The sequence below is a fragment of the Chitinophaga sp. genome, assembly GCF_036569125.1.
Classification (GTDB): domain Bacteria; phylum Bacteroidota; class Bacteroidia; order Chitinophagales; family Chitinophagaceae; genus Chitinophaga.
This window is the reverse complement of the sequence record NZ_DATCRF010000681.1, coordinates 1-26083: the sequence shown is the minus strand read 5'-3', so window position 1 is coordinate 26083 and position 26083 is coordinate 1. Positions and strand designations below refer to the sequence as shown.

At 46.2% G+C, this 26083-nt stretch carries 17 protein-coding genes; 12 read left to right on the top strand and 5 right to left on the bottom strand.

The features are described from left to right. From VIM87_RS25445 to VIM87_RS25435, 3 genes are all read right to left on the bottom strand, one after another. Positions 1–670 (bottom strand): carboxypeptidase-like regulatory domain-containing protein (locus VIM87_RS25445; protein WP_331999711.1); only part of this gene is annotated, 670 nt, incomplete at its 3' end. 25 nt (positions 671–695) lie between these two features. Next, positions 696–1691: a FecR family protein gene (locus tag VIM87_RS25440; RefSeq protein ID WP_331999710.1), complete on the bottom strand. Its 996-nt coding sequence runs from the start codon at positions 1689–1691 to the stop codon at positions 696–698. Between the two features lie 31 nt (positions 1692–1722). After that, positions 1723–2301 carry an RNA polymerase sigma-70 factor gene (locus VIM87_RS25435; protein ID WP_331999709.1) on the bottom strand — a complete coding sequence of 193 codons (579 nt, stop codon included), beginning with the start codon at positions 2299–2301 and terminating at the stop codon, positions 1723–1725. Between the two features lie 259 nt (positions 2302–2560). On the opposite strand from VIM87_RS25435, the gene VIM87_RS25430 reads away from it, so the two are divergent. The 5 genes from VIM87_RS25430 (at position 2561) to VIM87_RS25410 (ending at position 10902) form a co-directional block, all read left to right on the top strand. Next, positions 2561–4453: a beta-L-arabinofuranosidase domain-containing protein gene (locus VIM87_RS25430; protein ID WP_331999708.1), complete on the top strand. Its 1893-nt coding sequence runs from the start codon at positions 2561–2563 to the stop codon at positions 4451–4453. A gap of 96 nt (positions 4454–4549) precedes the next feature. Continuing rightward, the gene (locus VIM87_RS25425) at positions 4550–5206 is read left to right on the top strand and encodes a suppressor of fused domain protein (protein ID WP_331999707.1); all 657 of its coding nucleotides are present in this window, start codon (positions 4550–4552) and stop codon (positions 5204–5206) included. 182 nt (positions 5207–5388) lie between these two features. Continuing rightward, positions 5389–7758 (top strand): ABC transporter permease, encoded by a 2370-nt coding sequence (locus tag VIM87_RS25420; RefSeq protein ID WP_331999706.1) that lies wholly within the window; start codon positions 5389–5391, stop codon positions 7756–7758. A gap of 455 nt (positions 7759–8213) precedes the next feature. Next, complete coding sequence (locus VIM87_RS25415; protein ID WP_331999705.1) at positions 8214–10295, top strand: chondroitinase-B domain-containing protein; 2082 nt, start codon at positions 8214–8216, stop codon at positions 10293–10295. 367 nt (positions 10296–10662) lie between these two features. After that, the gene (locus VIM87_RS25410; protein ID WP_331999704.1) at positions 10663–10902 is read left to right on the top strand and encodes a hypothetical protein; all 240 of its coding nucleotides are present in this window, start codon (positions 10663–10665) and stop codon (positions 10900–10902) included. Between the two features lie 69 nt (positions 10903–10971). Here VIM87_RS25410 and VIM87_RS25405 read toward each other — a convergent pair whose 3' ends face one another. Both VIM87_RS25405 and VIM87_RS25400 read right to left on the bottom strand, forming a co-directional pair. Then, positions 10972–12027: a DUF6340 family protein gene (locus tag VIM87_RS25405; protein ID WP_331999703.1), complete on the bottom strand. Its 1056-nt coding sequence runs from the start codon at positions 12025–12027 to the stop codon at positions 10972–10974. Between the two features lie 114 nt (positions 12028–12141). After that, entirely contained in the window at positions 12142–12705 is a 564-nt protein-coding gene (locus tag VIM87_RS25400) for a dihydrofolate reductase family protein (RefSeq protein WP_331999702.1), read from the bottom strand. Between the two features lie 255 nt (positions 12706–12960). Between VIM87_RS25400 and VIM87_RS25395 the strand changes: the two genes are divergently transcribed. From VIM87_RS25395 to VIM87_RS25365, 7 genes are all read left to right on the top strand, one after another. Continuing rightward, the gene (locus VIM87_RS25395; protein ID WP_331999701.1) at positions 12961–13521 is read left to right on the top strand and encodes an RNA polymerase sigma factor; all 561 of its coding nucleotides are present in this window, start codon (positions 12961–12963) and stop codon (positions 13519–13521) included. Between the two features lie 243 nt (positions 13522–13764). Then, positions 13765–14925, top strand: a complete 1161-nt coding sequence (locus tag VIM87_RS25390; protein ID WP_331999700.1) for a FecR family protein — start codon at positions 13765–13767, stop codon at positions 14923–14925. A 396-nt stretch (positions 14926–15321) separates the two neighbouring features. Beyond that, positions 15322–18627 (top strand): TonB-dependent receptor, encoded by a 3306-nt coding sequence (locus VIM87_RS25385; protein ID WP_331999699.1) that lies wholly within the window; start codon positions 15322–15324, stop codon positions 18625–18627. 18 nt (positions 18628–18645) lie between these two features. Then, positions 18646–20436 carry a RagB/SusD family nutrient uptake outer membrane protein gene (locus VIM87_RS25380; protein WP_331999698.1) on the top strand — a complete coding sequence of 597 codons (1791 nt, stop codon included), beginning with the start codon at positions 18646–18648 and terminating at the stop codon, positions 20434–20436. A gap of 177 nt (positions 20437–20613) precedes the next feature. Continuing rightward, positions 20614–22692: a glycoside hydrolase domain-containing protein gene (locus VIM87_RS25375; RefSeq protein WP_331999697.1), complete on the top strand. Its 2079-nt coding sequence runs from the start codon at positions 20614–20616 to the stop codon at positions 22690–22692. A gap of 20 nt (positions 22693–22712) precedes the next feature. Next, the gene (locus tag VIM87_RS25370; protein ID WP_331999696.1) at positions 22713–24137 is read left to right on the top strand and encodes an MGH1-like glycoside hydrolase domain-containing protein; all 1425 of its coding nucleotides are present in this window, start codon (positions 22713–22715) and stop codon (positions 24135–24137) included. A gap of 31 nt (positions 24138–24168) precedes the next feature. Further along, a partial coding sequence (locus tag VIM87_RS25365) for an endonuclease/exonuclease/phosphatase family protein (protein WP_331999695.1) occupies positions 24169–26083 on the top strand: 1915 nt, incomplete at its 3' end.

The following is a 26083-nucleotide window of genomic DNA, read 5'->3' as shown; positions in this document are numbered from 1 at the left end:
GCATATTACTATATAAGCCCGCCTGGTATCTATCCAGCTTAATACTGGCATCCCTTTTCAGCATGTTGCCCGCTGCTACCTGGGTTTCAGGCAACAGGGCCGGGGAAAGGAAAAAATTCAGCTGGGTATTTTTAGTGAGATCTATGGTTACGGTTTTTGAGGAAGATCCTGTAAAGGAAACCTGCAACACATGTTCACCGGCAGGGAGTATGATACTATAAAACCCATAAACATTCGATTCGCATATGGCCTTTGCCGATACATCCCGCAGGGAAGCAAAGGGGATGGGTTCAAGGCTGTTTTCCTGCTGAATGAATCCGTAGAGCATATGTTTTTCCAGCAAAGCATCGGCTGGCAGGGGAGCATCAGCATGTAAGATGATGATCTTATTGTTTTTTTCGATCACGGATACACGTTGTCCGCTTAAGATCCTGTTCAGCACTTTTCCCAGGGATGTTTCTCCATCCGGCAATGTAATGTTTACGGTACTATCCAGTATAACAGGGGAGTATTCAATATTGAACCTGCTGTAAGCGGCAAGGTCATGCAATAGCTTATGTGCATTGCCTGCTGCCGCCCGGCAATGGAACTTTGTATTTAACAGGTTGTTTTGTGCCATCGCATCCGATAACAGGAAACAGCAGGCCACAACAAAAAAAGAACGTAACATACGGATAGGGAAAATAATCGCGGAGCTAAGGTTTAAATAAAATAATAGTATCCTGTTGCTTGCGGTAGCGGATGTTAACAAGCAGCTTTAGCTCATCCAGCACCTGTTCCAGCGGCTGTTTCTCAAACCGGGCGGTGATGGCGTAAAGCTCCGGCCTTGCCAGCAATAGGCTATCCGGCTGTATGTAGCGGCTGTAATGATCTGCCAGTTCTGCGGCCACCCGGTCAATGGGTGTATTATCAAACTGCAGAATGCCGGTTTGCCACGACAGATAATTTGAATCCTTCACTTCCTGCATGTTAAACCCGCTTTTATCCAGTACAGCGGCTTCGCTGGCTGAAACAATATGCCGTTCCCCCGTTGCTTCCCTGTTTATGAAAGCTACTTTGCCGATGGTTACCACCAGCCGGTCGTATTGTTGATTGCTATTCACCAGGAAAGAGGTGCCGATCACTTCAAGGTTAGCCCTTACCGTTTGTACGCGGAAAGGGCGGTCCTTATCCGGTTGAACATCAAAATAAGCGTCGCCGCGGAGGATAACTGCACGTTCTTTTTTATTGAATTTTTTCGGGAAGCTGATGGAAGCGCCTTCGCGCAGCACAACCATTGATCCGTCAGGAAGCGTTAGCTGTTTGTTAGCTTTAGCATTTGCTTCCAGGTGAAGCAGGCCCGTATCTTTTTTGAAGAACATCCAGCCTGCAAGGAAAAGGATACCCGTGAGGCAGGCTGCCAGCAATACCCTTGCCATAAAACGGATCTTAGGCTGGGGCGCAGGCGCTGTTTCATCCTTACCATGCCCGAGGGCCTGGTCCAGCTTATGCCATGCCTGCTGTGCGTCAAAAACAGGCTCCTGCAATATGGCCCCTGATTCTTCCCATAGTTTAAGCACCTGCTGGTAGAACAGCTCATGCTCCGTTGTAGCTGCCCTCCATTCTTCCAGCACTTTCATTTCTGCGCTGCTCTGCAGGCCTTTCAGCTGTTTTTCTATTATTATTGCTATATGTTCAGGTAATGATGTCATACTTTTTTCCTGTAATTAAGACCCGCATTTTTCAAAAACTCCTATCCCCAAAGAAGAAAATAAATAAAACCGGTGGGATCCACAAGCTGGCCTTTCGTATAAATGCCTTTAACAGCTTCATGGCTTTCCAGGTTTGATTGTTGACCGTATTTACAGAAATGCCCAGGTGATCTGCAATTTCCTGGTTACTCAGGTTGCCGGAGCGGCTTAGCAGAAATACTTCCCGGCACTTTGGCGGAAGATTGTCCATAGCCTTTTGCAGCAATTCACGGTAGTTGATATTATCCTGTTGATCCGGTTCCGCTGTCAGATCCCAGGGAGTGGCTTCCTCTTCCCCGGTGTCCCAATCCGTTAAGCTATAAACCGGCAGCTTATTTTCTTTGGTCAGATGGGTAAAGGAGCTATTCCTTACCGCTGTATACAGGTAAGCGCGGATCTTTGAAGAGCGTATTACTTCCCGGTGCTTTTCCCATATGCGGGTAAAAACGTCCTGCACTATATCCTCGCTGCTTTCTTTGTCTTTCAGGAACGTAAAAGCATATTTACAAAGCGGATCGTAATAGGTTAAAAATAACTCTCTGAATTGGCTATAAAGATCGTTGGGATCCACAGAAAAAGGTTTAATAAAAATGATTGCTACCAGCTAATAGCTAAGTTGGAATAAAGGCCGTCAGAACATTGTTCAAGCGGTGCAAGTTAAAGAATAATTATATATTCTACAGCTGCAGCAGCCCGCTAGAATAAGTATCCGGGTTATTTAACAGAAAATTCACCGGAGGCAGATAAAAATCAACCAGATCCGGCTAAGATACAGGTATCTTAACAAGCGGTGTACCATTAATTTCGACACTGTTTAACCGTATATGCATATGAGATATATTATTCTGCTGGCCTTTTTACAGCTACCTGCTGCCTGGTCATTTGGACAGGAGCAGGTATCGGCATTCCCGGTAAAAGATGTTACCATTACCGGCGGTGATTTTTTCCAGGCCGGCAATACGGATAAAAAAGTAATGTTGTCTATAGTGCCTGACCGGTTGTTATATACCTTCAGGAAAAATGCAGGTATACCGGATAAGCCGGGCATTAAGCCCTATGGCGGCTGGGAAGCTCCCGGGGTGGCATTGCGCGGGCATACTACCGGGCACTATTTGTCGGCGCTTAGCTATTGGTACGCACAAGAGCCATTGCCCGCAATAAAACAGCGGATCAACTATATAGTAAGCAGCCTTGCGGAGTGCCAGGATAAGCTGGGGAATGGCTACCTGAGCGCTTTCCCTGAAAAAGATATTGACCGGGTTGAAAAAACCGGGGAGGGATGGGCGCCACATTATACCCTGCATAAAATACTCCAGGGCCTTCTGGATGCCTATACTCTTACCGGCAATGAACAGGCGTTGAAGGTGGCCACCCGGTTTGGCGACTGGTTTGCTGCACGCGCAGCAAACATCAGCGATACAGCACACTGGGTAAAAGTGCTGGATATTATTGAGCAGGGAGGTATTGAAGAGTCCCTGCTGAACCTGTATGTTATTACCCATGATGAGAGACATAAAACAGCGGCCACTTTCTTTGAGCAAACATCCAAACTTAAACCTGCCGCTGAAGGCAGGGATGTGCTGAACAAAAAAATTACCAGCAACTTCCAGCATGCAAATGCCACCATCCCGCAGTTTATTGGCGCCCTCCGTAAGTATGAGGTTAGCGGGGATGCTTATTACCTGCAGGCCGCTGATTTTTTCTGGAACCAGGTAACCGGCCACCGTGCTTTCAGCAATGGCAGTACGGGTTACAATGAATACTGGCATCACGGCCCTGATACCTTGTTGCCGGAGTTGGGTATTAAAGCAGGCGAAACCTGCTGCAGCTATAACCTGGTTAAATTAAGCAATGATCTTTTCCGTATGCATCCGCAGGCTAAGTTTGGCGACTACGTGGAAAGAACATTGTATAACGATATTCTTTCTGCAATTCATCCTGAAACCGGCGGCATGATGTACTTCCATACGCAGCAGCCCGGCGGCTTTAAAACGTTTGGTAAGAACGAGGAAGTGTTCTGGTGCTGCACCGGCACCGGTATGGAAGATCATGTGCGTTATGCATCCTCCATTTATTTTCACAGCAAAAATGATCTGTATGTAAACCTTTATATCCCTTCCAAAGTAAAATGGAAAGCAAAAGGTATCAGCATAGAACAGGTTACCTCATTCCCCGATACGGAGCAGGCCGCGTTTAAGATCAGTGGAGCAGCTGCGCGGTATGCAATACATTTCAGGGTTCCTTACTGGGCTGCTAAAGGGATCACTGTAAAAGTGAATGGTGAGAACATAGCGGCAGCGCCGGACAGCACCGGCTTTGTGGTGATCAGCCGCAGCTGGCATAACGGCGATAAAGTAACCGTTAACCTGCCGATGCAGCTCCACCTGCAGCCACTGCCTGACGCGCCTGCATATGCTTCTGTAATGTATGGGCCCCTGGTATTGGCCGGTGAGCTGGGGCGCGAAAAAATGGCTGATTCACTGATCATGACCACCGATTATTTTTTCGGCAATGTACCCCCGGCTTACGCCGCAACCATAACAGTGCCTTCCCTTACCGGGACTACGGAGCAACTGAGCTGGATCCGGAAAATGCCTTCAACAAGGCTAACTTTTACAACAGACCAGACCAGTGATGGAAAGCCGGTGAAACTGGTGCCGGTATCCAGGATCTATGATCAGCGCTTTGCAGCGTATTGGAAGTTTGTGGGAGGGAAGGAGTAACCTACCTTTGGCATGTAAAGCGTTTTAAAAATAAGACGGCCAATTATATGCAAAACGCGATCTATCTTTTAACCTGTATCCTAAATTCATTATTACATGATAGCTGAAGAATATAAGCAACGATTTTCAGAAGATGATGCCGTAGGATGGTTATCAATTGATGCAACATTGGATAAAGTATACGGGGGAACAGAACCCAGGCATTATGGCCCGCTTTGCGGCCTTCATTTTGCGGCAGGCGGAACAGATCCAATTGATGGCGCCAGCATTTATGACAGCAATAAACAGGAACCTCACAGGCATATCATCAGCTATGGCATGTCGGAGCTGTATTATAATGTAGAAAAGGCCGGCGGTGAATTCAGCAAATGGGGCTTTGAGCTTACCTTTAGATTAAAACCCTATGCAGGTGATGCAGGTGACCCGCTTTGGGTTGTTCAGATGATGAATAACCTGGCCAGGTATGTATACCAGAGTGGCAAATGGTTTGAAGAGAATCATTTTATCCCCGCCAACGGTCCTATACGCCTGGAAACCGAAACCAATATTACAGGTGTTGTATTTACACTGGACCCTGAGCTGGGTAAGATCGATACGCCTCACGGAGAAGTATCTTTCCTGCAAATGGTAGGCATCACCAGTGAAGAAGTAGAAAGGATCAAACAAAACCCTACTACGATCGAAGTGCAGCAGCTGATCGATGAGCTGAAAAGATCAAATCCATTGTTAATAACAGACCTGGACAGGAAATAGAAGGCAGATCCCTCTTCCCTTTAAACCCCTTAAAATTCTCTTGCGCCAAAGTGAACATGCATGGTTCAAAAATGAACACATGTTGAAATAATATATATTTATATTGCTGGCCTTTACAACCGTCTTTTATGGCACAGCCTTGGTGGTCTTGCAATTAGACTTACTCACCTAATGCTGATACCATGTTCAAAAACTACCTTAAAATTGCCTGGCGCAATCTGGCGCACAGTAAATTATATGCTGCTATCAATGTTGTAGGCCTGGCCGCAGGAATGGCCGTAGCATTACTGATAGGACTATGGGTATGGGATGAGGTTTCCTTTAACACCTGGCACCATCAATACCATCGCCTGGCGCAGGTGATGGTAAATGCAACCAACAGCGGAAAAACCTATACCGGCAGTACGGTTTCCATTCCCATGGGTACTGAGCTACAGGATAAATACGCTGCTGATCTTAAGTATATATCGTTGGTTTCCCATCCTGCCGCACATATACTGGCGGTGGGCGATAAACAAATATCGCAAACAGGTGTGTGGGCGCAGCAGGATTTTCCATTGATGTTAACCCTGAAAATGTTGCAGGGCAATGCTGATGCATTGAAAGACCCCTCCTCTGTATTGCTGTCTGAATCGGTGGCCCGTAGCCTTTTTGGAGAGGGCGACGCGCTGAATAAATTAGTGCGTTTGGATAATAAGACAGATATGAAGGTAGCCGGCGTGTATGCAGACCTGCCATATAACACCACCATGAGGGATATAAAGGTGCTGCTGCCCTGGAACTGGTATGTCAATAACACTGACTGGATACAAAATGCCCGGACACAATGGGATAATCATATGTGCCAGCTGTATGTGCAGCTAAGCGATCATGCGGATATTGATAAAGTGAACGCTAAGATCCGCAATGTACCCACACCGCATATTAACTTTTCACGGGAAGAGCTGCTGCTGCATCCTATGGAAAAATGGCATTTATACAGCAGCTTTGAGAATGGTAAAGTGGCCGGCGGCCGTATCAGCATGGTATGGCTTATAGGCATTATAGGCGTGTTTGTGCTGGTGCTGGCCTGCATCAATTTCATGAACCTTTCCACAGCCAGGAGCGAAAAACGCAGCCGCGAAGTAGGCATTCGCAAAGCCATCGGATCATTCCGCGGGCAGCTTATAGCGCAGTTCCTCAGCGAATCATTGCTGGTGGCATTCCTGGCGCTGGTGCTGGCAGTGCTGCTGGTACTGCTGTTGCTGCCTTTCTTCAATAACCTGTCGGACAAAGCCATGGCCATTCCCTGGAGCATGCCCCTGTTCTGGATATTTACGCTTGCCTTTACCTGCTTTGCAGGACTGGTTTCCGGCAGCTATCCCGCATTTTATTTGTCGGGCTTTGAACCGGTAAAAGTGCTCAAAGGCACTTTCCGTGCAGGCAGGTTTGCGGCGCTTCCCCGCAAAGTGCTGGTAGTGGTGCAGTTCACGGTATCCGTTTCACTTATTATAAGCACGCTTCTTGTTTACCGGCAGATACAGCATGCCCGCAACCGGCCCGTAGGCTATACCCGTGCGGGACTGATCACCGTAGATATGAATACGCCGGATATACAGGGGCATTACAACGCCATTCGCCACGACCTGCTGCAAACAGGCGCAGTGGCCGATATGGCGGAATCCAACAGCGCGCCTACGGAAGTATGGTCTAATAACCTTGTTGACTGGGAAGGTAAAGATCCTGGTCTGGTAGTGAGCCCGGGCACTATTGCTGTTTCGCACGACTTTGGTAATACCATCGGCTGGAAATTAAAGGAAGGCCGCGATTTTTCCCGGAGCTTTGCTTCAGACACCGGCGCTTTTATATTGAACGAATCAGCCGTAAAGCTCACTGGTTTTAAAGAACCAATAGGTAAGATTATCCGCTGGCTTAACCAGGATCATGTGATCGTTGGCGTAGTAAAGGATATGGTAATGGAATCACCCTATCAGCCGGTGCGGCCTACTATTTTCCACCTGAACCCGGCCTGGGCCCGTTTAATAACGGTGCGGATAAAGCCCGGCATATCCATACAGGAAGGCCTGGCCAGGATAACACCGGTATTCAGGAAATACAACCCGGGCAGCCCTTTTGTATATAAGTTCACGGACGATGAATACGCCAAAAAGTTCGATAATGAAGAACGTATCGGCAACCTCACCACCTTTTTTGCAATGCTTGCCATTTTCATTTCCTGCCTGGGATTATTCGGGCTGGCATCTTTTGTGGCAGAGCAGCGCACGAAAGAAATAGGCATACGCAAAGTGCTGGGCGCCTCTGTATTCAACCTGTGGAAATTGCTGTCGAAAGATTTTGTAGCGCTGGTGATAATATCCTGCGCCATTGCCATTCCGCTGGCAGGGTATTGCCTGCATCAATGGCTGCAGCAATATGAATACCGCACAACGCTCTCCTGGTGGGTGTTCATAGCTGCTGCCGGCGGTGCGCTGGTAATTACACTGGCAACCGTAAGCTTCCAGGCTATAAAAGCCGCTGTTATGAATCCTGTGAACAGCCTGAAAACAGAATAGTAATTATCATCAGTATATAAAGGAAAGCCGCATGGATCATATGGTCTGTGCGGCTTTCGTTTTGTAGCAGACTTATTGCAGTTGCCAGTAAGTGGCTTAGCCAAGCTATATGGAAAAGGGATATGGTGTTTAATTTTACCAATTACTTATACTTTTTTCTCGGTCTTTAAAATTTAAGGGTAGGGTTTAAGCCCTGAACAAACCGCTGGTATTGGGTTACACAGTATAGTGTTACTTGGAAGAACCGTTTTTTAAGAATTTATGCAATCGTTTGCAATTTGAGAAAAAGTACTTACATTAGATTAGGGTTAACGTACATTCCACGAGTAAGAACTGTTGAAGATCCTTCGTATTGCGCAATTTTAGGATTCCTATGTATGCCTGCACAATTCCCGTTGGTGTTGCGAGCCCCTATGTGTCCACGCTCAATTAAATTACCCTCTAAATCATTCCACATGAACCCGAAAAATTACCCGTTAAGCATCTTTTTCTTTGTGTTGTGCGTAACAGCTGCGATGCGGCTTTCAGCTGCCACCATAAATGTTTCTTCTCTACCGGCTTTACAAACAGCGATCAATAATGCTGCGCCGGGAGATGTTATTATTCTTGCCAATGGTGTTTACACGGCGTCAACAGACATTACTATCAGCAAACAGGGAACCGCTGCGCTGCCTATTACCATTGCCGCGCAAACAATCGGGGGTGCTGAAATAAATGGGACGGCCGGTTTTAATATTGTAAGTCCTGCAAGGTATATCATCATCAAGGGATTCAAATTTACCTTTAACGCTTCCCAGGCTACTATGGCAAGCGGTACCAGCTTTTGCCGCTGGACCTGCAATGTGTTCCAGACACCAGGTACAGGTGAGAATCTTACTTTGAACGGTAATGATCATGAAGTAGATCATAATACCTTTCAGCATAAAAATGCCCTGGGACGTTTTATTGCAGTACGCGGCAGCGGCAGCCAGATCGCACAACGCCTGCACATTCATCATAACTACTTCCTGGATCAGCAGCCGCAAACCGGCAATGGCGCTGAAACCTTGCAGTTCGGACTTAGCGGCTACAGCCTCTCCACTTCCAACAGTATTTTAGAGTATAACCTTTTTGAAGATTGTGAAGGTGAAAATGAGCTGATCTCTATTAAATCATCCGGCGTTACCATCCGTTATAATACCATCCGCAATTGCCCGGCCCAATTCACTTTGAGGCATGGCAACCACTGCACTGTGTATGGAAACTATTTTATTAACACGCCGGGGATCCGCATTTTTGGAGATGATCACAACATTTTCAGCAACCATTTCGAGAATTGTAATCCTGCTATTAATATTGGTAATGGCGATGGAGAAGTAGCAGATGGAGCTGCGCTTACCGCACATGATCGTCCGGACCGCACGCTGATCGCTTTTAACACGCTGGTGAATAATACAACGAATATAGTGCAGGCCGGCCGTACAAACGGGTTGGGCGCTACGGCTCAAACGGTTGTCAATAATATTATCCAGGGTGGGGGACCGGCAGCTTCCATTGCAGGACCTTATACCGGTGCGGTATGGTCGGGGAATATATTGTATAATACCAATGGCGATGGTGATATGCCATCCAGCGGATATACGACCGTTAATCCACTGCTGGCAAGAGACGCCACCGGTACTTTTCACCTGCAGAGTGGAAGTCCTGCTATTAATGCAGCAACAGGCTCCTATGCAGCGGTTACAGCTGATATGGACGGGCAGCCACGGACTTCTTCCCTGGATATTGGCGCTGATGAAGTTTCTTCCGCTCCTGTTATTGCCCGCATACTCACACCTGCAATGGTAGGCCCTTTTGCAACTGACCAGCCATCTGGCTGCCAGCCGGTAACTGCCAGCGCCGATGATGGCAATGTGCCGGCGAATGTGCTGGACGGTGACCTGAACACCCGCTGGTCTGCCAATGGTGACGGGCAATGGATCCAGTTTTGCCTGGATGATACAGTATCGGTATCGGGTGTGCAGATCGCATTTTACAGCGGCAATGTACGCACATCTACTTTTGATGTACTGGTAGGTAATGATCCCCAGCATTGGACCACAGCAGCAGCAGGGCGGGTAAGCAGCGGTACTTCCACTAACCTGCAAACATTTTCCTTTACCCCGGTAACCGGCAAATATGTGCGCATAATTGGCCATGGTAACAGCGTGAATGCATGGAACAGCTATTCGGAAGTAAAGATCCAAACAGGCAGCAGCCTGCGCTCACCGGCCGGTATGAATGTTACACATAATGCTGAAAAGCCGTCTGCATTGAACAGTTTTCCCAATCCATTTAATGATCATGCAATGATCCGCTTTAACATAGAAAAAGCAGGTATGGTTAATCTTGCAGTGTATGATATAAATGGCAAACCGGTGAAAGTGCTGATCAATGCACGCCTGGAAGCAGGCGCCTATAATGTTCCGTTTGATGCCGGCCGTAAGCCGGCAGGTACCTATATACTGTCACTGAAGCATAACGGGCAGGTGAAGGTGAGGAAGATCCAGAAATTGTGATCAGCCTGCCGCAGATTAATATAGCCCTAAAAATCTGTTTCCTTATTCGGCCGGCGCAGGCTTTTATACCGGCAGCAGTGATTATACCGTGCAGCACTTCCGGCGGGCACATCTTCGGTATCACCGGCATATTTGCCAACGGTACAGTATGATCTTTCCCAAATAGAATTGTATTACCAATTCCCATAAATGCGGATAATAGTTGGGGGTAGTGAGGAAATAAGGATACAATTTGTTATTAAGGGAGGGCTTGTACTCTCCGTTCCCGTGTAAACGCTTGTCCCTGCTTAGTTTGCTGGTATTAATGGCATGATTTTATAAGATCAGATTAAGGAGGAACTTATTATTCATCATTAAATCAGTTATTATGGAGGACATATTAAACCAGCAAAAGAAAGAAGGTACAGTTGCAAAGACTATCGAGAACCAAACAGCCAAAATACCGTCAGATACCTTTTTATGGGCAGCATTAGGCGCTATGGGATTGTCGCTGGCTTTGCAGTGTATGGGCAAAAAGCATGTAAGCCTTTTCCTAGGCCAATGGGCTGCGCCCTTCCTGCTTTTTGGCGTTTATAACAAAATTGTGAAGGTGGAAGGCAATGATTAGTTCACAGGATGGAACAGCAGTTTGCCTGTAAGAAGGCGCTGCTGTTCTGTTTTTCATAGATAAAATACATTATTCTGCCTGCTGCTGTTTCAGCAGCTCATCGCTTGCCTGCCTGTTCTTTAGTAAACGGATATAGTTCAGCGCAAGGCGGATCTTGTATTCCTCGTAAGCTTTCTGCGACCATTTGATTGCAAGGTCCAGCTCCCCGTTGATCTCACAGATAATGGCCATATTATAACAGGCCCTGCCGGCTACGGTACTGTTAGGGTTCGTGGTTTCTTTCTTCCATAGTTCAGCTGCGCCGTCCCAGTTGCCGGTTTGCGCTTTACGCCGGGCTGTCCTGAAATTATCAGTGCCTTTCACATAATAATCCCTGGTTACTCTTGTCCGGAAGGGAATGATCCGCATGGCATAATATTGCCCTGCTTGTACGCTCACTTCCTTTACTGCCTCTTTGCGGTTGATCAGTGCACCGGCGGCAACGGCCGGGTTGATACCCCTGCCGGAGAAAGTAATGTCCCTGGCAACGGGAAATTCATCCAGGATATTCCTGCTGGCGGGATCATAGATCCTCCACCCTGTTTTAACAGTGGTAAGCATACTGGCCTGGTGCTCTATGCCTGGTACATTGCCCAGCGGTGTTTTCAAAGAAACCGGTACAGCGGCATAGCTGATCTTTGAATCGGTGTCAAAAAGCTCCAGTGAGAAGAGGGCGTCCACATGTTGTTCCCGGCATATTTTGTCCACGGCTTCCCAGGAGAGCGGCGCAGAGAAAAGCCCGGGAACATTGGTGGTCAGATCCAGCTCACCCAGCGCTTTTACATCGCTGAAACGGTTGTTTTTCAGCAGTTCTTCGGTAAGCCCGCTTACGCTGCTTTGTGCTCCTTCTCTGTCAAGCTGTACCCCTTCAAGGCTGAATATCTTGTCAACGGCGTCTACTGTCTTATGCTGTGAGGTAACGGTGGTTCTGTTCACAACACCGGGGCTTTTAATATAGGCCGGTATAGTCACGGGCGCCGGTTTCAATACATTAATGTAAACCAGCTCGGTAGATCTGCAGGAAATGCAGGTGACCGCTGCTAAAGCAATGAAAAACAGGTTTTTCATGCATCTTTCTGTAGGCATAGGATAGTGATTAATGTGATGATTGTCCCTTGTATAACTAGTGCTCCCGGCCCTGAAGATACATATAATAAAATTTATATACAATAGTGCTTCGTAATTGTTACGTTCGTTCCATTACTTTCTTATCTCATAAAATAATTCCACCATCCCGCTTTTGTAGGCTGTCACATCTTTTAGGTGCAATGCCTGTTCCTGTCCTACCTGATCAAAGAACAGTGTGCCATCGCCCAGAATAATGGGCATAATGGATAACCTTATTTCATCTGCCAGCTTTAAACGGATGAAATCCTTGGCAAGCATAGCCCCGCCTGCAAGCCAAACATGTTTGTAGTTTGGTTTTAGCCGTTCATTCACCAGTTTGTTCAGATCACCCGAATAAAGTTCAATGTTTGATCTTTCAACAGGCAGGTTCCGGTGAGTTAATACAATCGTTGGCGTGTTTCCATAAGCCCATCCATAAGATCTTGAAAGCTCCAGAGCATGTTCGTATGTGCGGGCGCCCATTACATAACAATCTATTGCTTTAAGAAATTTACTGGTATCCTCTTCCGTGAGCGTAACTCCTTTTTCGTAGTTGTCGGTTGTTTCAAACCAGGAGACGCTATTGTCTTTTTTGGCAATAATGCCATCGAGACTGGAGACCATGTGGATGGTTATTTTAAATATGGATGTTGTCATTGTTATTTGGGGGCTTATTATCTTATCGCAGCTAAAGTTAAAAATAAAGGTTTAATAGCACAATTGGTCCTATAACCAGCGAATGGCAGAGGATCACCGGCTGTCATCAGTCAGCGGGTGATAGCGTAGCATTTACACATACTGTACGGAGTAACCTCAGAATTGAACTTAATATAACTAGTAGTTAACATGCAGTTTACAATCAATTGTTTATTTCGGGAAATTATTTATAGCTTTATTCAACCATTATAATCCATGGGCGGGCTGCATACATTTGATGATCTAAAATTACTTAGCTTACTGCAAAACGGTGATGCCAGCGCATTCGATGTGCTTTACAATCGTTATTGGGACCGGGTATTAAGTTTAGCTTATCGAAAAACCGGTGACCTTATGGAAGCCGAGAATATTGTGCAGGATGTTTTTGTTTCGCTCTGGAAAAGGCGGGAAAGCCTTAAAATAAACGGTGATTTTTCCAATTATCTTTTTGTTTCCATAAAGTACAGGGTACTTAAAGTACTTGCTAAAAAGGCTTCTTCACGCTCTGTTGATTTAGAGCTGATCAGTGATCCGCTGGGCGATTCCCCCCAGGAGTACCTGGAATTTGAGGAGATCCGCGAACGCCTGGAAATGCTTGTTAGCAAATTGCCGGAAAAGAGCCGCTTAGTTTATCAGCTGAAAAACGAAGATAAGTCCTACAAGGAAATTGCTGCTGAGCTAAACTTATCGGAAAAGGCTGTAGATGCCCATTTGTTGCGTGTGCGGCGGAAACTGCGGATAGATCTTGGCAGTTTTTTGGGCGACTTTTTACTTTAATCCTTCTTCCCCCAATTTTTCTTCCCAAATTTTTTATTTTTTTTGCGGGTTTTAGCCAGTCAGGGGTACTTATAATAAAGTACCAAAGTTCGTGCTGTCACTATTCCTCCCAACAGGAGTAGAACCTGGTATTTTTTTGGGCGGTTCTTTGCTTTAATCCTTCTTCCAAAAAATTTTATTTTTTTTTGCGGGTTTTGGCCAGCCAGGGGTACTTATAATAAAGTAACCAAAATTAAGCGCAGTATGACTATTCCTCCCAACAGGAACCGGCTTCAAAAGCTGGCCAGGAATTATCTGAAAGGAAAACTTACTGTATCAGAACAACAGGAATTTGACGAATGGTTCTTAAGCGAAGATGCTGAAGATACGATTTTAGAAATAGGCCTTACACCACAAGAGCATAAAAGGCTGATGCTTGCGCGTATCCATTCGAAGGCAGGTATCGTTCAACAGGAAGCAAAGAAAAAATGGCTTTGGCCCAGAATAGCAGCAGCGGCTTCAGTTATAATAATTCTCTCGTACGGAGCTTTTTTGCTTTTCCCGGGCAAACCGGTTAAAAAGCAAATGGCTCACACAATCCAGGATGTAGCCCCGGGAGGGAATAAAGCTATTCTAACCCTCGCCAACGGGGAAAAGGTCCAGTTAAATGGAGCTAAAAATGGTTTTGTAGCTATACAAGGCGGCGTTACCATCGCAAAAAAGGAAGATGGCCAGCTGAGTTATACCGATGGCCAGGCAGGAGCTGCCAATGGCGAATTATTCAATACCGTGGAGACGCCGCGGGGCGGAAAATACCAGTTAACACTTGCCGATGGAACACTTGCTATACTGGACGCTGCCTCATCTATTCATTACCCGGTAGCATTTAATGGCAATCAACGGAGCGTTCAAATAACAGGGCAGGTTTATTTTGAAGTTGTACACGATGCGCGTAAGCCTTTTAAAGTGAGTGTTAAAGACCAGGTTGTAGAAGATCTGGGCACTAAATTCAATATTAATGCATACGATGATGAGCGGGTCATTAGAACAACGCTCGTGGAAGGCAGCATTGGCCTTAAAACATCATCCCGGTATATCATTTTAAAACCTGGTCAGCAAGCGGTTAATTCAACCGGGAATCCGGCTATAAATGTTGTTGCCGCGGATATTGAAGATGCTTTGGCCTGGAAGAACGATAAATTTTTATTTAATAACGAACCACTCGAAAGTATTATGCGAAAGGTTTCGCGTTGGTACGATGTAGATATTCAATATCAGAAGGGGTTTAATTTAAAGGAATCTTATTTAGGGGGACTCACGCGCTACTCGAATGTATCACAAGTATTAAAGATGCTGGAAATAACCGGCGAGGTCAGGTTTGAGATAGATGGAAAAACCATCAGGGTCTTACCAAAGGGGAAATAATATATAAATGATCAAACGAATAAATTAAGCCAACTATGAGATAAGAAAACGAAATCCGGTCAGATCGCTGACAAGCGGCCAAAAATTAAGCGGAGGTGGTGGAACACCCCCGCCTGATGCCTGGCTACTGATGATATTTGCTGCTAACAAAATTTTCAATATTAACCAGTAACACAAATGTATAACATTTATCCACGTTTTCTTTGTGCGCGTCCCGGCGGCACAAATAAATTCCTATTATTTATGAAGCTAACGGCCGTTTTATTTCTCGTAGCCCTGTTTCAGGTGCGGGCGGAAACATTTGCTCAGCGGGTGAATTTTGTCCAGAAGAAGACAACCTTTGAGCAAATCGTCCGGGAACTAAGGAAGCAAACCAACTACAACGTATTAGTTTCGGTGAACAAGATAAAAGACATTTCCCCCAGGGATGTTAATTTTAAGAATGCCACCATCACCGAGGTGTTAGATACTTACCTCGGGGACCAGCCCTTAACTTACGAGATCCAGGGAGAGCTGATCTTAGTTAAGGAAAAGGAATTGCCAAAGGTCACTTCAATAAAAGCTGCCCTGACGATTAATGGAAAAGTGCAGAATGAGAAAGGCGAAGCGCTAACCGGTGTTAGTATAAGGGTGAAAGGAACAATGAACGGGGTGTCCTCCACTGAGGATGGTAAATATTCCATCACAGTTCCTGATGCAGCAACCATCATTATTTTTAGTTTCGTCGGTTATCAGACGCAGGAGCATCCTGCAGGCAGCGTGCCAGCGGTGCTAACGCTAAACCCGGCGGCATCAGATCTGTCAGCGGTTGTTGTGGTAGGATACGGTACCCAGAAAAAAGTAAATCTCACCGGGGCTGTTGACCAGGTATCTGCCAAAGCGCTGGAAAACCGCTCGCTGCCAAACCTGACCCAGGGCCTGCAGGGCTTACTGCCTAATTTAAACCTGGTTCCTGCGGACGGAAAGCCCATACAATCACCCGGCTATAATATCCGTGGCACAACCTCCATAGGCCAGGGAGGTAATGCGCTGGTTTTAATCGACGGCGTTGAAGGTGATCCCAGCCGTATAAATCCAAATGATGTAGCAAGTGTTACAGTTTTAAAAGATGCAGCGTCCGCCGCTATTTATGGAGCCAGGGCCGCTTTTGGGGTAGTGCTGATCACGACTAAAAGCCCGTCGAAGGATAAGATAAGCGTTACCTATTCCTATAATCAGTCGTTCAAAAGCCCAACCACTGTACCTGAGTTAGTTACTAACGGCTATCAGTTCGCCAGGCTTTTTAGTGAGGCCTATACTGCCTGGTATGGCAGTTCCCAAACCGCGCAGAATATTAATAAAACTGTAAAGTTCTCAGCAGAATATCTGGCTGAGCTGCAAAGAAGAGATGCAGATCCCAGCTTACCAAAAGTTGATGTCAATGGTGCCGGCGAGTATGTATATTATGCGAACACAGACTGGTACAAGCTGCTTTACAAGGATCATACCGCGGCAAGAGATCATAACTTATCCCTTTCCGGTAGCAGCGGCAAAGCCGACTTCCTGGTAACAGGGCGCATATACCAGCAGGATGGCTTGTTCAGATATAATTCTGACGATTACAATATTTACAACTTCAGGGCTAAAGGATCCCTGCAGGTATTCCCATGGTTGAAAGTATATAACAATGCCGACTATTCTTCGATGAAGTATCATAACCCGTTAAATGTGGGTGAAGGCGGCGGTATCTGGATCAATATGTCGGCAGAAGCGCATACCGTGGCGCCGCTCTATAATCCTGACGGAACATTAACCTATTCGGCCGCTTATACCGTGGGTGATTTTGTTTATGGTAAGAATGGCTATGATTTTGATAAAAAGGTATTCCGCAATACAACCGGCTTTGAGGCACGCTTTCTGGATGATCAATTCAGGATAAAAGGTGATCTTACTTTCCAGAACACGGATAATAACACCTTTGTGAAAAGGGTGCCTGTGCCATATAGCCGGAAACCGGGGGTGATCGAATATGTAGGTTCGGCCTTTAATGATATTACCCTGACATTCCAGCCTACGCGGTACTTTGTAACAAACGTTTACGGTGAGTATGAACCTAAGCTGAGCGGTGGCCACCATGCCAAGGTATTAGCCGGTTTCAATTACGAGCAATCTACATTTCAGAGCACATCCGTTCAGCGTAACGGCCTGGCCTATCCGGATGCGGACAACATCAATTTAGCATTAGGTCAGTCTATAGTTACTTCAGGAGATTGGGACAGGTGGAATGTAGTAGGAGGTTTTTACCGTTTAAACTACGATTATAAAGGACGTTATCTGCTGGAAGGCAACGGGCGTTACGATGGTTCCTCCAAGTTCCCTTCCAATCAGCGCTATGCTTTTTTCCCTTCTTTATCTGCCGGCTGGAGGGTATCCAGTGAACCCTTTTGGCATATTTCACCGAAGATCATTACGGACCTTAAATTCCGTGGCTCTTACGGCTCATTAGGTAATGGCAGCATCAATTCCTATGTGTTCCAGGAGCAGTTTAATATCAGCCAGCTTGGGCGTATCCTGAATGGCGTTCGTCCGCAGGCCACAAGTGCGCCGGGCGTATTGCCGGATGGCCTGACCTGGGAAACTTCAAGAACCCAGAACATTGGTGTGGATCTAAGTGTGCTGAATGGAAAGCTATCCGTTTCAGGAGACCTGTACACACGGAAAACCCTTAACATGTTCACACTAGGGCCGTCATTACCCACCGTTTTTGGAACAGCATCTCCCAAAGGTAATTATGCTGATCTGAGAACAAAGGGTTGGGAGCTGTCGGTAGCCTGGCGCGATGCGATCACCGTTTCCGGCGCCCCGTTTAACTATGGTTTCAGAGCCACGCTTGCTGATTATAATGCAGTGATCACCAAATATAATAACCCCGACAAAAGGTTAGCTGATTACTACGTTGGTCAGCAGATGGGTGAGATATGGGGTTATCAGAATGCCGGTTATTTTACATCAGCAGAGGATATCGCTAAGTCGCCCAAACAGATCCTTGTAAAGGCGTCCAATACAGGAACGCTTGCTCCCGGCGACATCAAATTCGCAGACCTGAACGGTGATGGTGTAATAGATGCCGGCAATAATACCGTAGGAAATCCGGGTGACCGGCGGATCATAGGCAACGCTCTTCCTCATTATACCTTCGGATTTAGTATGGACGCTGACTGGAAAGGTTTTTTCATCGGGGCGTTTATACAAGGGGTAGGTAAACGCGATTGGTATCCGATCGGCGCAACCGGAACGTTTTGGGGCCAGTATGCTTCCCCTTATTTTAAAGCAACCGTAAATCAGTTAGACAAAATGTGGTCCCCGGAAAACCCGGATGCCTATTTTCCCAGGTTTGCAGGTTATAAAGCCGCAGGCAGCAATGAGCTTGCCCAGAGCCAGACCAGGTATCTTCAAAACGCCGCTTATGTACGGTTGAAGAATATCCAGCTTGGTTATCATTTGCCCGTTAACCTGATTAAAAGGATCGGACTTAAAGATGCACGAATGTATGTGTCGGGGGAAAACCTATGGACCTGGTCGCCCATTTTCAAAAATACGCATGACATTGATCCCGAAAGTATTGGCGGTTCAGACAGGATTTTGTCCGATGGGTCGGCCGGTAATGGCAACAACTATCCAATATTGAAGTCAATCACTTTTGGGTTATCCGCAACATTTTAACAATTAAAGACATTTGATATGACGATCGTTAGTGAAAAATTGTTCAGGCCATTGCTGTTCATGTTCTTCCTGAGCTGTATGAGCACCGGCTGTAAAAAACTGGATCAGCAACCGCAGGCTACTGCTAATAAAGCTGCAGTATTCGGTAGTAAAGCCGGCCTTGATCTGTATACCAATTCATTTTATAATATTTTACCTACCACAAGCGCAATCATAAGAGGAGATGCAATGAGCGATTATCTGGCGCGGACCACGGTTCCTGATTTCATCCGCCCCGGCGCCTTCAGCCCCCAGCAAAGCACAGGATGGTCATGGAGTGATCTGCGTAATATCAACTACTTTATACAGAACTGTACGGATCCTGCCGTTTCTCAACCTATCCGGGAAAATTATATCGGACTCGCGCGATTTTTCCGCGGCTGGTTTTATTTTGAAAAGTTAAAACGTTTTGGAGATGTACCCTGGATCAACAGGGCATTTGATGTGGATGATCCGGATCTGTATGCAGGCCGTGATCCAAGAACCCTGATCGTTGATTCTATTATGGCGGACCTGGATTATGCAGCATCGCATATTACAACCAACGATAACACCCGGAGCCTTATCACCAGATATACAGCGCTTGCCTTTAAATCCAGGGTGTGTTTGTTCGAAGGTACTTTCCGGAAATATCATACTGAATACAATTTGCAAGGCTCTGTTAATAGTTTGCTGACCGCCGCCGCCGAAGCTGCAGAACAGGTAATGACCAACGGCGGGTTTGCTTTAAACATTGCAGGTGGTACGGATAAAGCCTACCGGAATTTATTTAACAGCCAGGCGATCATTCCTTCTGAAATAATATTAGCAAACCTGGTTGATCCAACCCTGGCTATTTATAATGATGCCAACTGGTACCTGACAAGCTCCACTTATGGCGACAGGCTAAGCTTTACGCGTACTTTCATAAATACCTATCTGAATATAGATGGTACACCCTTCACGAATACAGCCGGTTATCGCACCATGACATTTCCCGAGGAGGTGAAAAGCCGCGACATGCGCCTGCAGCAAACAATAAGAATGGGCAATTACACGCGCGCTAATGGCGGCGTACAACAAGCTGCCCCACCTGTATTTTCTTACACATACACAGGCTACCAGCCCATTAAGCTGACTATGGATGATGCATCCATGGATGGCGGCTCCCGGAATACTAATTCATTGCCGTTGATGCGCTATGCAGAGATCTTATTGAATTACGCAGAAGCGAAGGCAGAACTTGGGACGCTTACTGATGAGGATTGGAATAATACCATAGGCGCGCTGAGAAGAAGGGCGGGTATAACGGGCAGCACCGGTACAAAACCTTTGATAGCAGACCCTTATTTAAAGGCTAACTATTTCCCGGATATCAGCGATCCCGTGCTGTTGGAGATCCGGCGGGAGAGGGGGATTGAGCTGGCTTTGGAAGGTTTTCGGTTTTATGATATCGTGAGGTGGAAACGTGGTCCGTTAATGGAGCAGGTCTGGAATGGATTTTATGTACCTGCTTTAAACCAGGCGCTGGACCTTAATGAGGATGGCGTATCGGATGTGCTCTTTTACCAGGAGAAACCAGCTACTACCATCCCCGGCGTAACTTATGTTAATGTTGCTGAAACAATTAAGAGTGGTGCAAATCCGCAAAGACTATCCAACAATACTTCCGGTGAGCTGACCTGGCTTACAAATGTAAAACGTTCCTGGGATGATAAATTCTATCTATTCCCTATACCTGAGAATGACCGGCAGGTTAATCCCAAATTGGGCCAGAATCCCGGCTGGTGATCAGCAATGGCTTGGGTGGCCGGCAATTGCCGGCCGCTAAGCTATGGCTCGTATACATAAGGTAACGCACCAATCCACTATGGAAGGGAACATAATAACAGCTGTACTGAATATAGCTGAATGTGCGATTATTGAACCGGCGAAACCAGTAAGGCCGGAAAACAATTTAACCGGCATATGAGATATACCAAATATTACCTGGCCATATTTTTATCCTTAGGATTAAATATGGCCGGTGCTCAGCGCACAATAGTCACGGACCCCGCGGCAAATGTTAATGTGTTTTTAGGAACATCGGGCGATCATGGTCAGCTGTCACCAGCGGCATCCTATCCGTTCAGTATGCTGAGCATCGGGCCGCAAACCTATCCGGCAACACATACAGGTTATGAGTACGAGGCCCGGCGTTTTTTGGGATTTACGCATAATCGCTTTGAGGGTGTAGGTTGCCGCGGAAGCGGCGGGAATATTTTAATCAGGCCTTTCATTGATGGGGAAGACGATAAAGAGCTGATAAAAATTAATCAGTCTGGCACACCCGGCTATTATAAAGTTGCCTTCACCAATAAAATTGTAGCAGAATTAGCTGCAGGTCCGAAGAACGGAATGCACCGTTATCACTTCCCGGCCGGCAATAACGGTTACTTCATTGATCTTGCTCATTCGTTAGCCAATAAATTTGTAGGTGAGGAGCATGTCGTTACCAGCCGCACACTAACAGGCTGGATACAAGCCCGTACTACCTGTAATGCAGGAACCTATAAATTATATTACTGCCTTGAATTTAGCCAGCCGGTAAAATGGACGGAAAAACCCGGACACAAACTAACAGGCGTGTTCAGCACCGTAAATGATCCGGTTGAGATCAGGGTGGGCATGTCGTCGGTAAATGCTGACTATGCAAGATCATCTATCTTTCGCGGCACATTTGATCAGCTTTGCAAAGAAGGCCACAACGCCTGGAACAGGGAGTTAAGCAGGATTGAAGTGACCGGTGATATTGCTCAGCAGAAATTGTTCTATTCCCTGCTGTACCGGACATTGCAATCTCCTTACCAGATCTCTGAAAAGGACGGCACTTACCGTGGTACAGATGGTATCGAAAAGAAAAGCCCGGAAACAATGTTTAATGGCTGGGCGGTTTGGGACAACTACCGTACGCAGCTCCCCCTGCTTTCTGTTGGCTGGCCTGAGAAATACAGGGGAATGGTAGCCTCTCTGGCTAATCTTTATACAGCGGGCAAACAGGATTACGCTACCCAGACGGAACCTACAAATACCGTACGGACCGAGCACGCTATAGTAGTGCTGCTGGATGCTTACAGAAAGGGGTATCCGGTTAGATTTGACCTGATCATTGATTCACTGGCCAAAGAAACAGATCATCTTGATTTTTCCAAACCGGATAAAGCACTGGAATCGAGTTATGATACCTGGGCTTTTGCGGAGATCCTGAAGATCCTGAAGAGGGATGAGCTGAGTGAAAAATACATGCAAAAGGCCCGCGATTATAAAAAATACTGGGAAAAGGATTTTAAGAACCTGGAAGCCGGGGACGTTGATAAAGTACAGGCCCGGAACCTTTACCAGGGTACCATCTGGCAGTACCGGTGGTTTGTTCCGTTTGATGTCAAAGGTCTCATTAATCTCGCAGGAGGAACTTCAGCATTTATCTCCCAGCTTGATCAGTTCTTTAATGAGGACCTTTATAATCATGCCAATGAGCCGGATCTGCAGGCGCCATTAATGTACAACGCGGCTGGCCAGCCGTGGAAATCGCAGGAGCTGATGCACCGGTTTGCTGCGGATACCGTGATCCAATATTACTTTAATGACAACAGTAAAGGCATCGATCCTTTTATTGATAAGGTTTACAAAAATGAGCCTAAAGCCTATATCCGCACTATGGATGATGATGCCGGTGCTATGTCTGCCTGGTATGTGCTTGCAGCCTGTGGCTTTTCACCAGCCTGCCCCGGCTGGCCGGTCTACTATTTAAATGTGCCATTGATGAAGACTGTGAAATTGAACCATATGGGCAGGGATCCATTTGAGATCGAAGTTGAAAATTATGGGCCCCACAATAAGTACATTAAAAAAGTAATACTGAATGGCAAGGTGCTCAACCGCATCTACATTACCCAGGAGGAGATCAACGCGGGCGGTAAGCTCCGGATCATCGCTTCCGCTCAGCCGGAAACAAAGGCCCCTCCGGAGGGCTGGACAAGCAGTATTGAACCGTTAAATAATTTTTAAAAGAAGCTATAACATAACCGATGATGCGAAAGATACTTTCTGCTTTATTTTTATTCATAACCACTGCAGGGCCGCTTGTGGTAAATGCCCAAAAGATCAGCTCAGATAACACCGCGCTCGTTGATGCTTTTAACCTTGCTTTGAATACGGTAGATATCAATGTCAGGCGCGGAATACTTGCTGCCGGAGGTGATTATGGCGGTGAGTGGACAAGGGATATCGCCATTAACTCATGGAACTGTGCAAGTTTGTTAAGGCCGCAGGTGGCTGTAAATTCATTATGGAGCGTTACGGTAAAAAAGGATTCGATCGGGCACCAGTACTGGGACAAGATCATCTGGACCCTGGCCGCCCTAAACCACTATAAAGTAACGGGCGACCAGGTATTCTTAAAAGAAGCTTACCGGTGTGCGGGGAACACGATGAAGGAGCTGGAGCAAAGCGCTTATGATCACCGCTACGGATTATTTACCGGACCTTCCGTGTTTAATGACGGGATAGCCGGCTACCCTGCATCTGTATATGATAGCCTGAACAATTCGTCTTTTGTGCTTGACCATGAAGGATCAAAGACCATCAAATGTTTAAGCACCAATGCTGTTTATTTTGGCGCTTATAAGGCGCTTTCAGAAATGAGCGGCCTGCTGAAAGATGGCCGGCAACATACTTACGATCAGCAGGCATCCGCACTGAAGGCACAGATCCTGAAATATCTTTACAACACAAAAGAGAATAAATTTTATTACCTGATCGATAGCCAGGGAAATGTTGACCGTTCACAGGAAGCCCTGGGTATCTCCTTTGCCGTATTATTCGGCATTCCTGACACACAACAAGCGGCCGGTGTGATAAGAGCTGCAGCTACTTCGGCTCATGGCATTCCTTCTATATCACCTGCTTTTACGCGGTATGATGCAAAAAAGCCCGGCAGGCACAACGTAGTGATCTGGCCAATGGTTAACGGTTTTTTTGCTGATGCAGCCCTCGCCACAAAGAACTATGACGTCTTCACTGCGGAGTTAAATAATTTGATCCATCTGGCCCTGGATGAAGACAAGGGTAATTATAACTTCCGTGAAATTTATAATGCTGATTCAGGTGTACCTGATGGTGGCTGGCAACGCAGAAAAACGGAGAAAGACATTCACTGGACATCATTTAAGAATCAAACATGGTCAGCTACGGCTTATCTGCGTATGGTGCTCAATGGCCTGCTGGGATTTGAGTTCACAAATGATGATCTGTATATAAGACCGTATCTGCCTGACAGCATTCACGCTTTAAGCATTACGTCCATTCCCTATCGAAAGGCAATGATCAATCTAACCGTTAAGGGAAAAGGAAGCCACGTGTCATCTTTTACGATAAACGGCGCAAAACAAAAAGAGCTTAAGATAAGCAGCACTGCAACAGGTAATCAAAATGTTGTAGTCAATCTGGATTAAGAATATTTCCCTTGTTTTAAATCACTAAACTATGAAGTATCTGATCTCAATCCTTTTGCTGATCTCTCTGTGGGGAGTTACAGCAAAAGCACAAAAGCTTAATGTCATAACTTACAATTTAAGAGGTGACAACGCTACCGATGTTGGAAATTTATGGGCTGACCGGAAATTAATGGTCGTTTCCCAGTTTGAAAAGTACAAACCGGACATTGCCGGGCTCCAGGAAACGCTGCCATCTATGGCCGGCTACCTGATCGATACGCTGCAGAGATTTGACAGCATTGGTTTTGACGCTAATATCCAGGTCGGCTTGCTGTATAATACACAACGGTTAACGCTTCAGTCAAATGGGCATTTCTATTTATCAGAAACGCCGGATGTTCCCGGAAAAGGATGGGACGCCAAATTTGCACGTATGTGTATATGGGCTGAATTTACCGACCAGGTAACGAACTTGAATTTTTATGTGTTTTGTACGCATTTTGATCATGTCGGAACTGTTGCCCGTACGAATAGTGTTCAGCTGATCTTACAAAAGATCAATGAAATTGCGGGTACTACCCCCACTTTGTTAATGGGCGATCTTAATACCACCCAATGGGACCCGAATTATATTACCTTAAACAACTCTGTATTGTTAAAGGATACGAAAAACCTTGCAGTGATTGATCATGAGAAAGAAAGGGGAACCGGAAATGGTTTTAATATTGACCGAAGGGAGCGAACGATCGTTGATTATGTTTTTGCGACCAGTACATGGAAAGCTTATGAGCACGATGTGTTACTGGATCTTTTTAATGGACATACGGCTTCAGATCATTATGCCGTGATGACGATACTTGGCCAAAAGGAAAATGATTTAGGCGAATTATACCGGCAATTTCCGGAAGATTTCGAAAACCCTGATCCGGTAAAAACCTCTTACGCAAGTGGTGATGTTGTTTTCAGGACAGGAACCTGGACATTGAACAACGCAATTATCGGCGGAAGCTCAGCGAATGATAAGCCCACAAGCGGGACCTACGGGGTAAGGATCATTGACCGTAACACGGCGCCGGCTTACTTGCAGATGAACTTTGATGTTACGGAAGGCGCTTCAAGGGTAACGCTGCAGCATAGCACCTATGCTGCCGATAGCGTATCGAAATGGCAGCTGGAATATTCAACAAACCAGGGACTTACCTGGGCGCCTATAGGGCCGGTAATTTCAACGCACCAGCTGAATAAGCAGCAAGCCACCTTTATAATGGACATTCCCGGTAACGTACGTTTCAGGATCAATAAATTTGGATTAGGAACAGCTAACAATGGGCGGCTGGATATTGATGATCTTACGATCTATAAACGTAAAAATGCGGGCACTCCTGAAAAGACCGTCCCGCTGCTGGGCTGGCAATTTGGAAGTCCTGCCAGTACAGGCGCGGAAGTTTCCGCCAATTCCAGCATAAATAATGCAGCCGTGAATGTTTCCACATTAACCAGGGGAGCTGGTTTCAAAACGGTGAGCGGGTCAGGTAATATATCACTCCCCGGCGGCTTTGGCGCTGCGGCCTCAGTTGCATCTACGCTTTATGCCTCTGACACTACAGTGGCAATCAATAACAACCTGTACTTTCAGTTCACAGTAAAGCCAAAGGCATCACAAAAGATCTCGTTGTCAACGATTGATGCAAAGCTAATATCCACCGGGCCAACACTAAAACTGTGGTACTGGAAATATAGCCTTGATGGTGTGAATTTCAAATACCTGGCAAAATCCTATTTATTTAATGCCGCTCAATCAACTTCACAGGCAACGATTGATTTATCAGCTTATCCCGAATTACAGCATATAGGTCCGGATAAGACAGTCTATTTCAGGTTATACGTTAATGGAATGGATAATAGCTCAGACATAGTAGGTATTGGCGTCTCAGGCCCTGGTACAGCAGATGATTATGCACTTT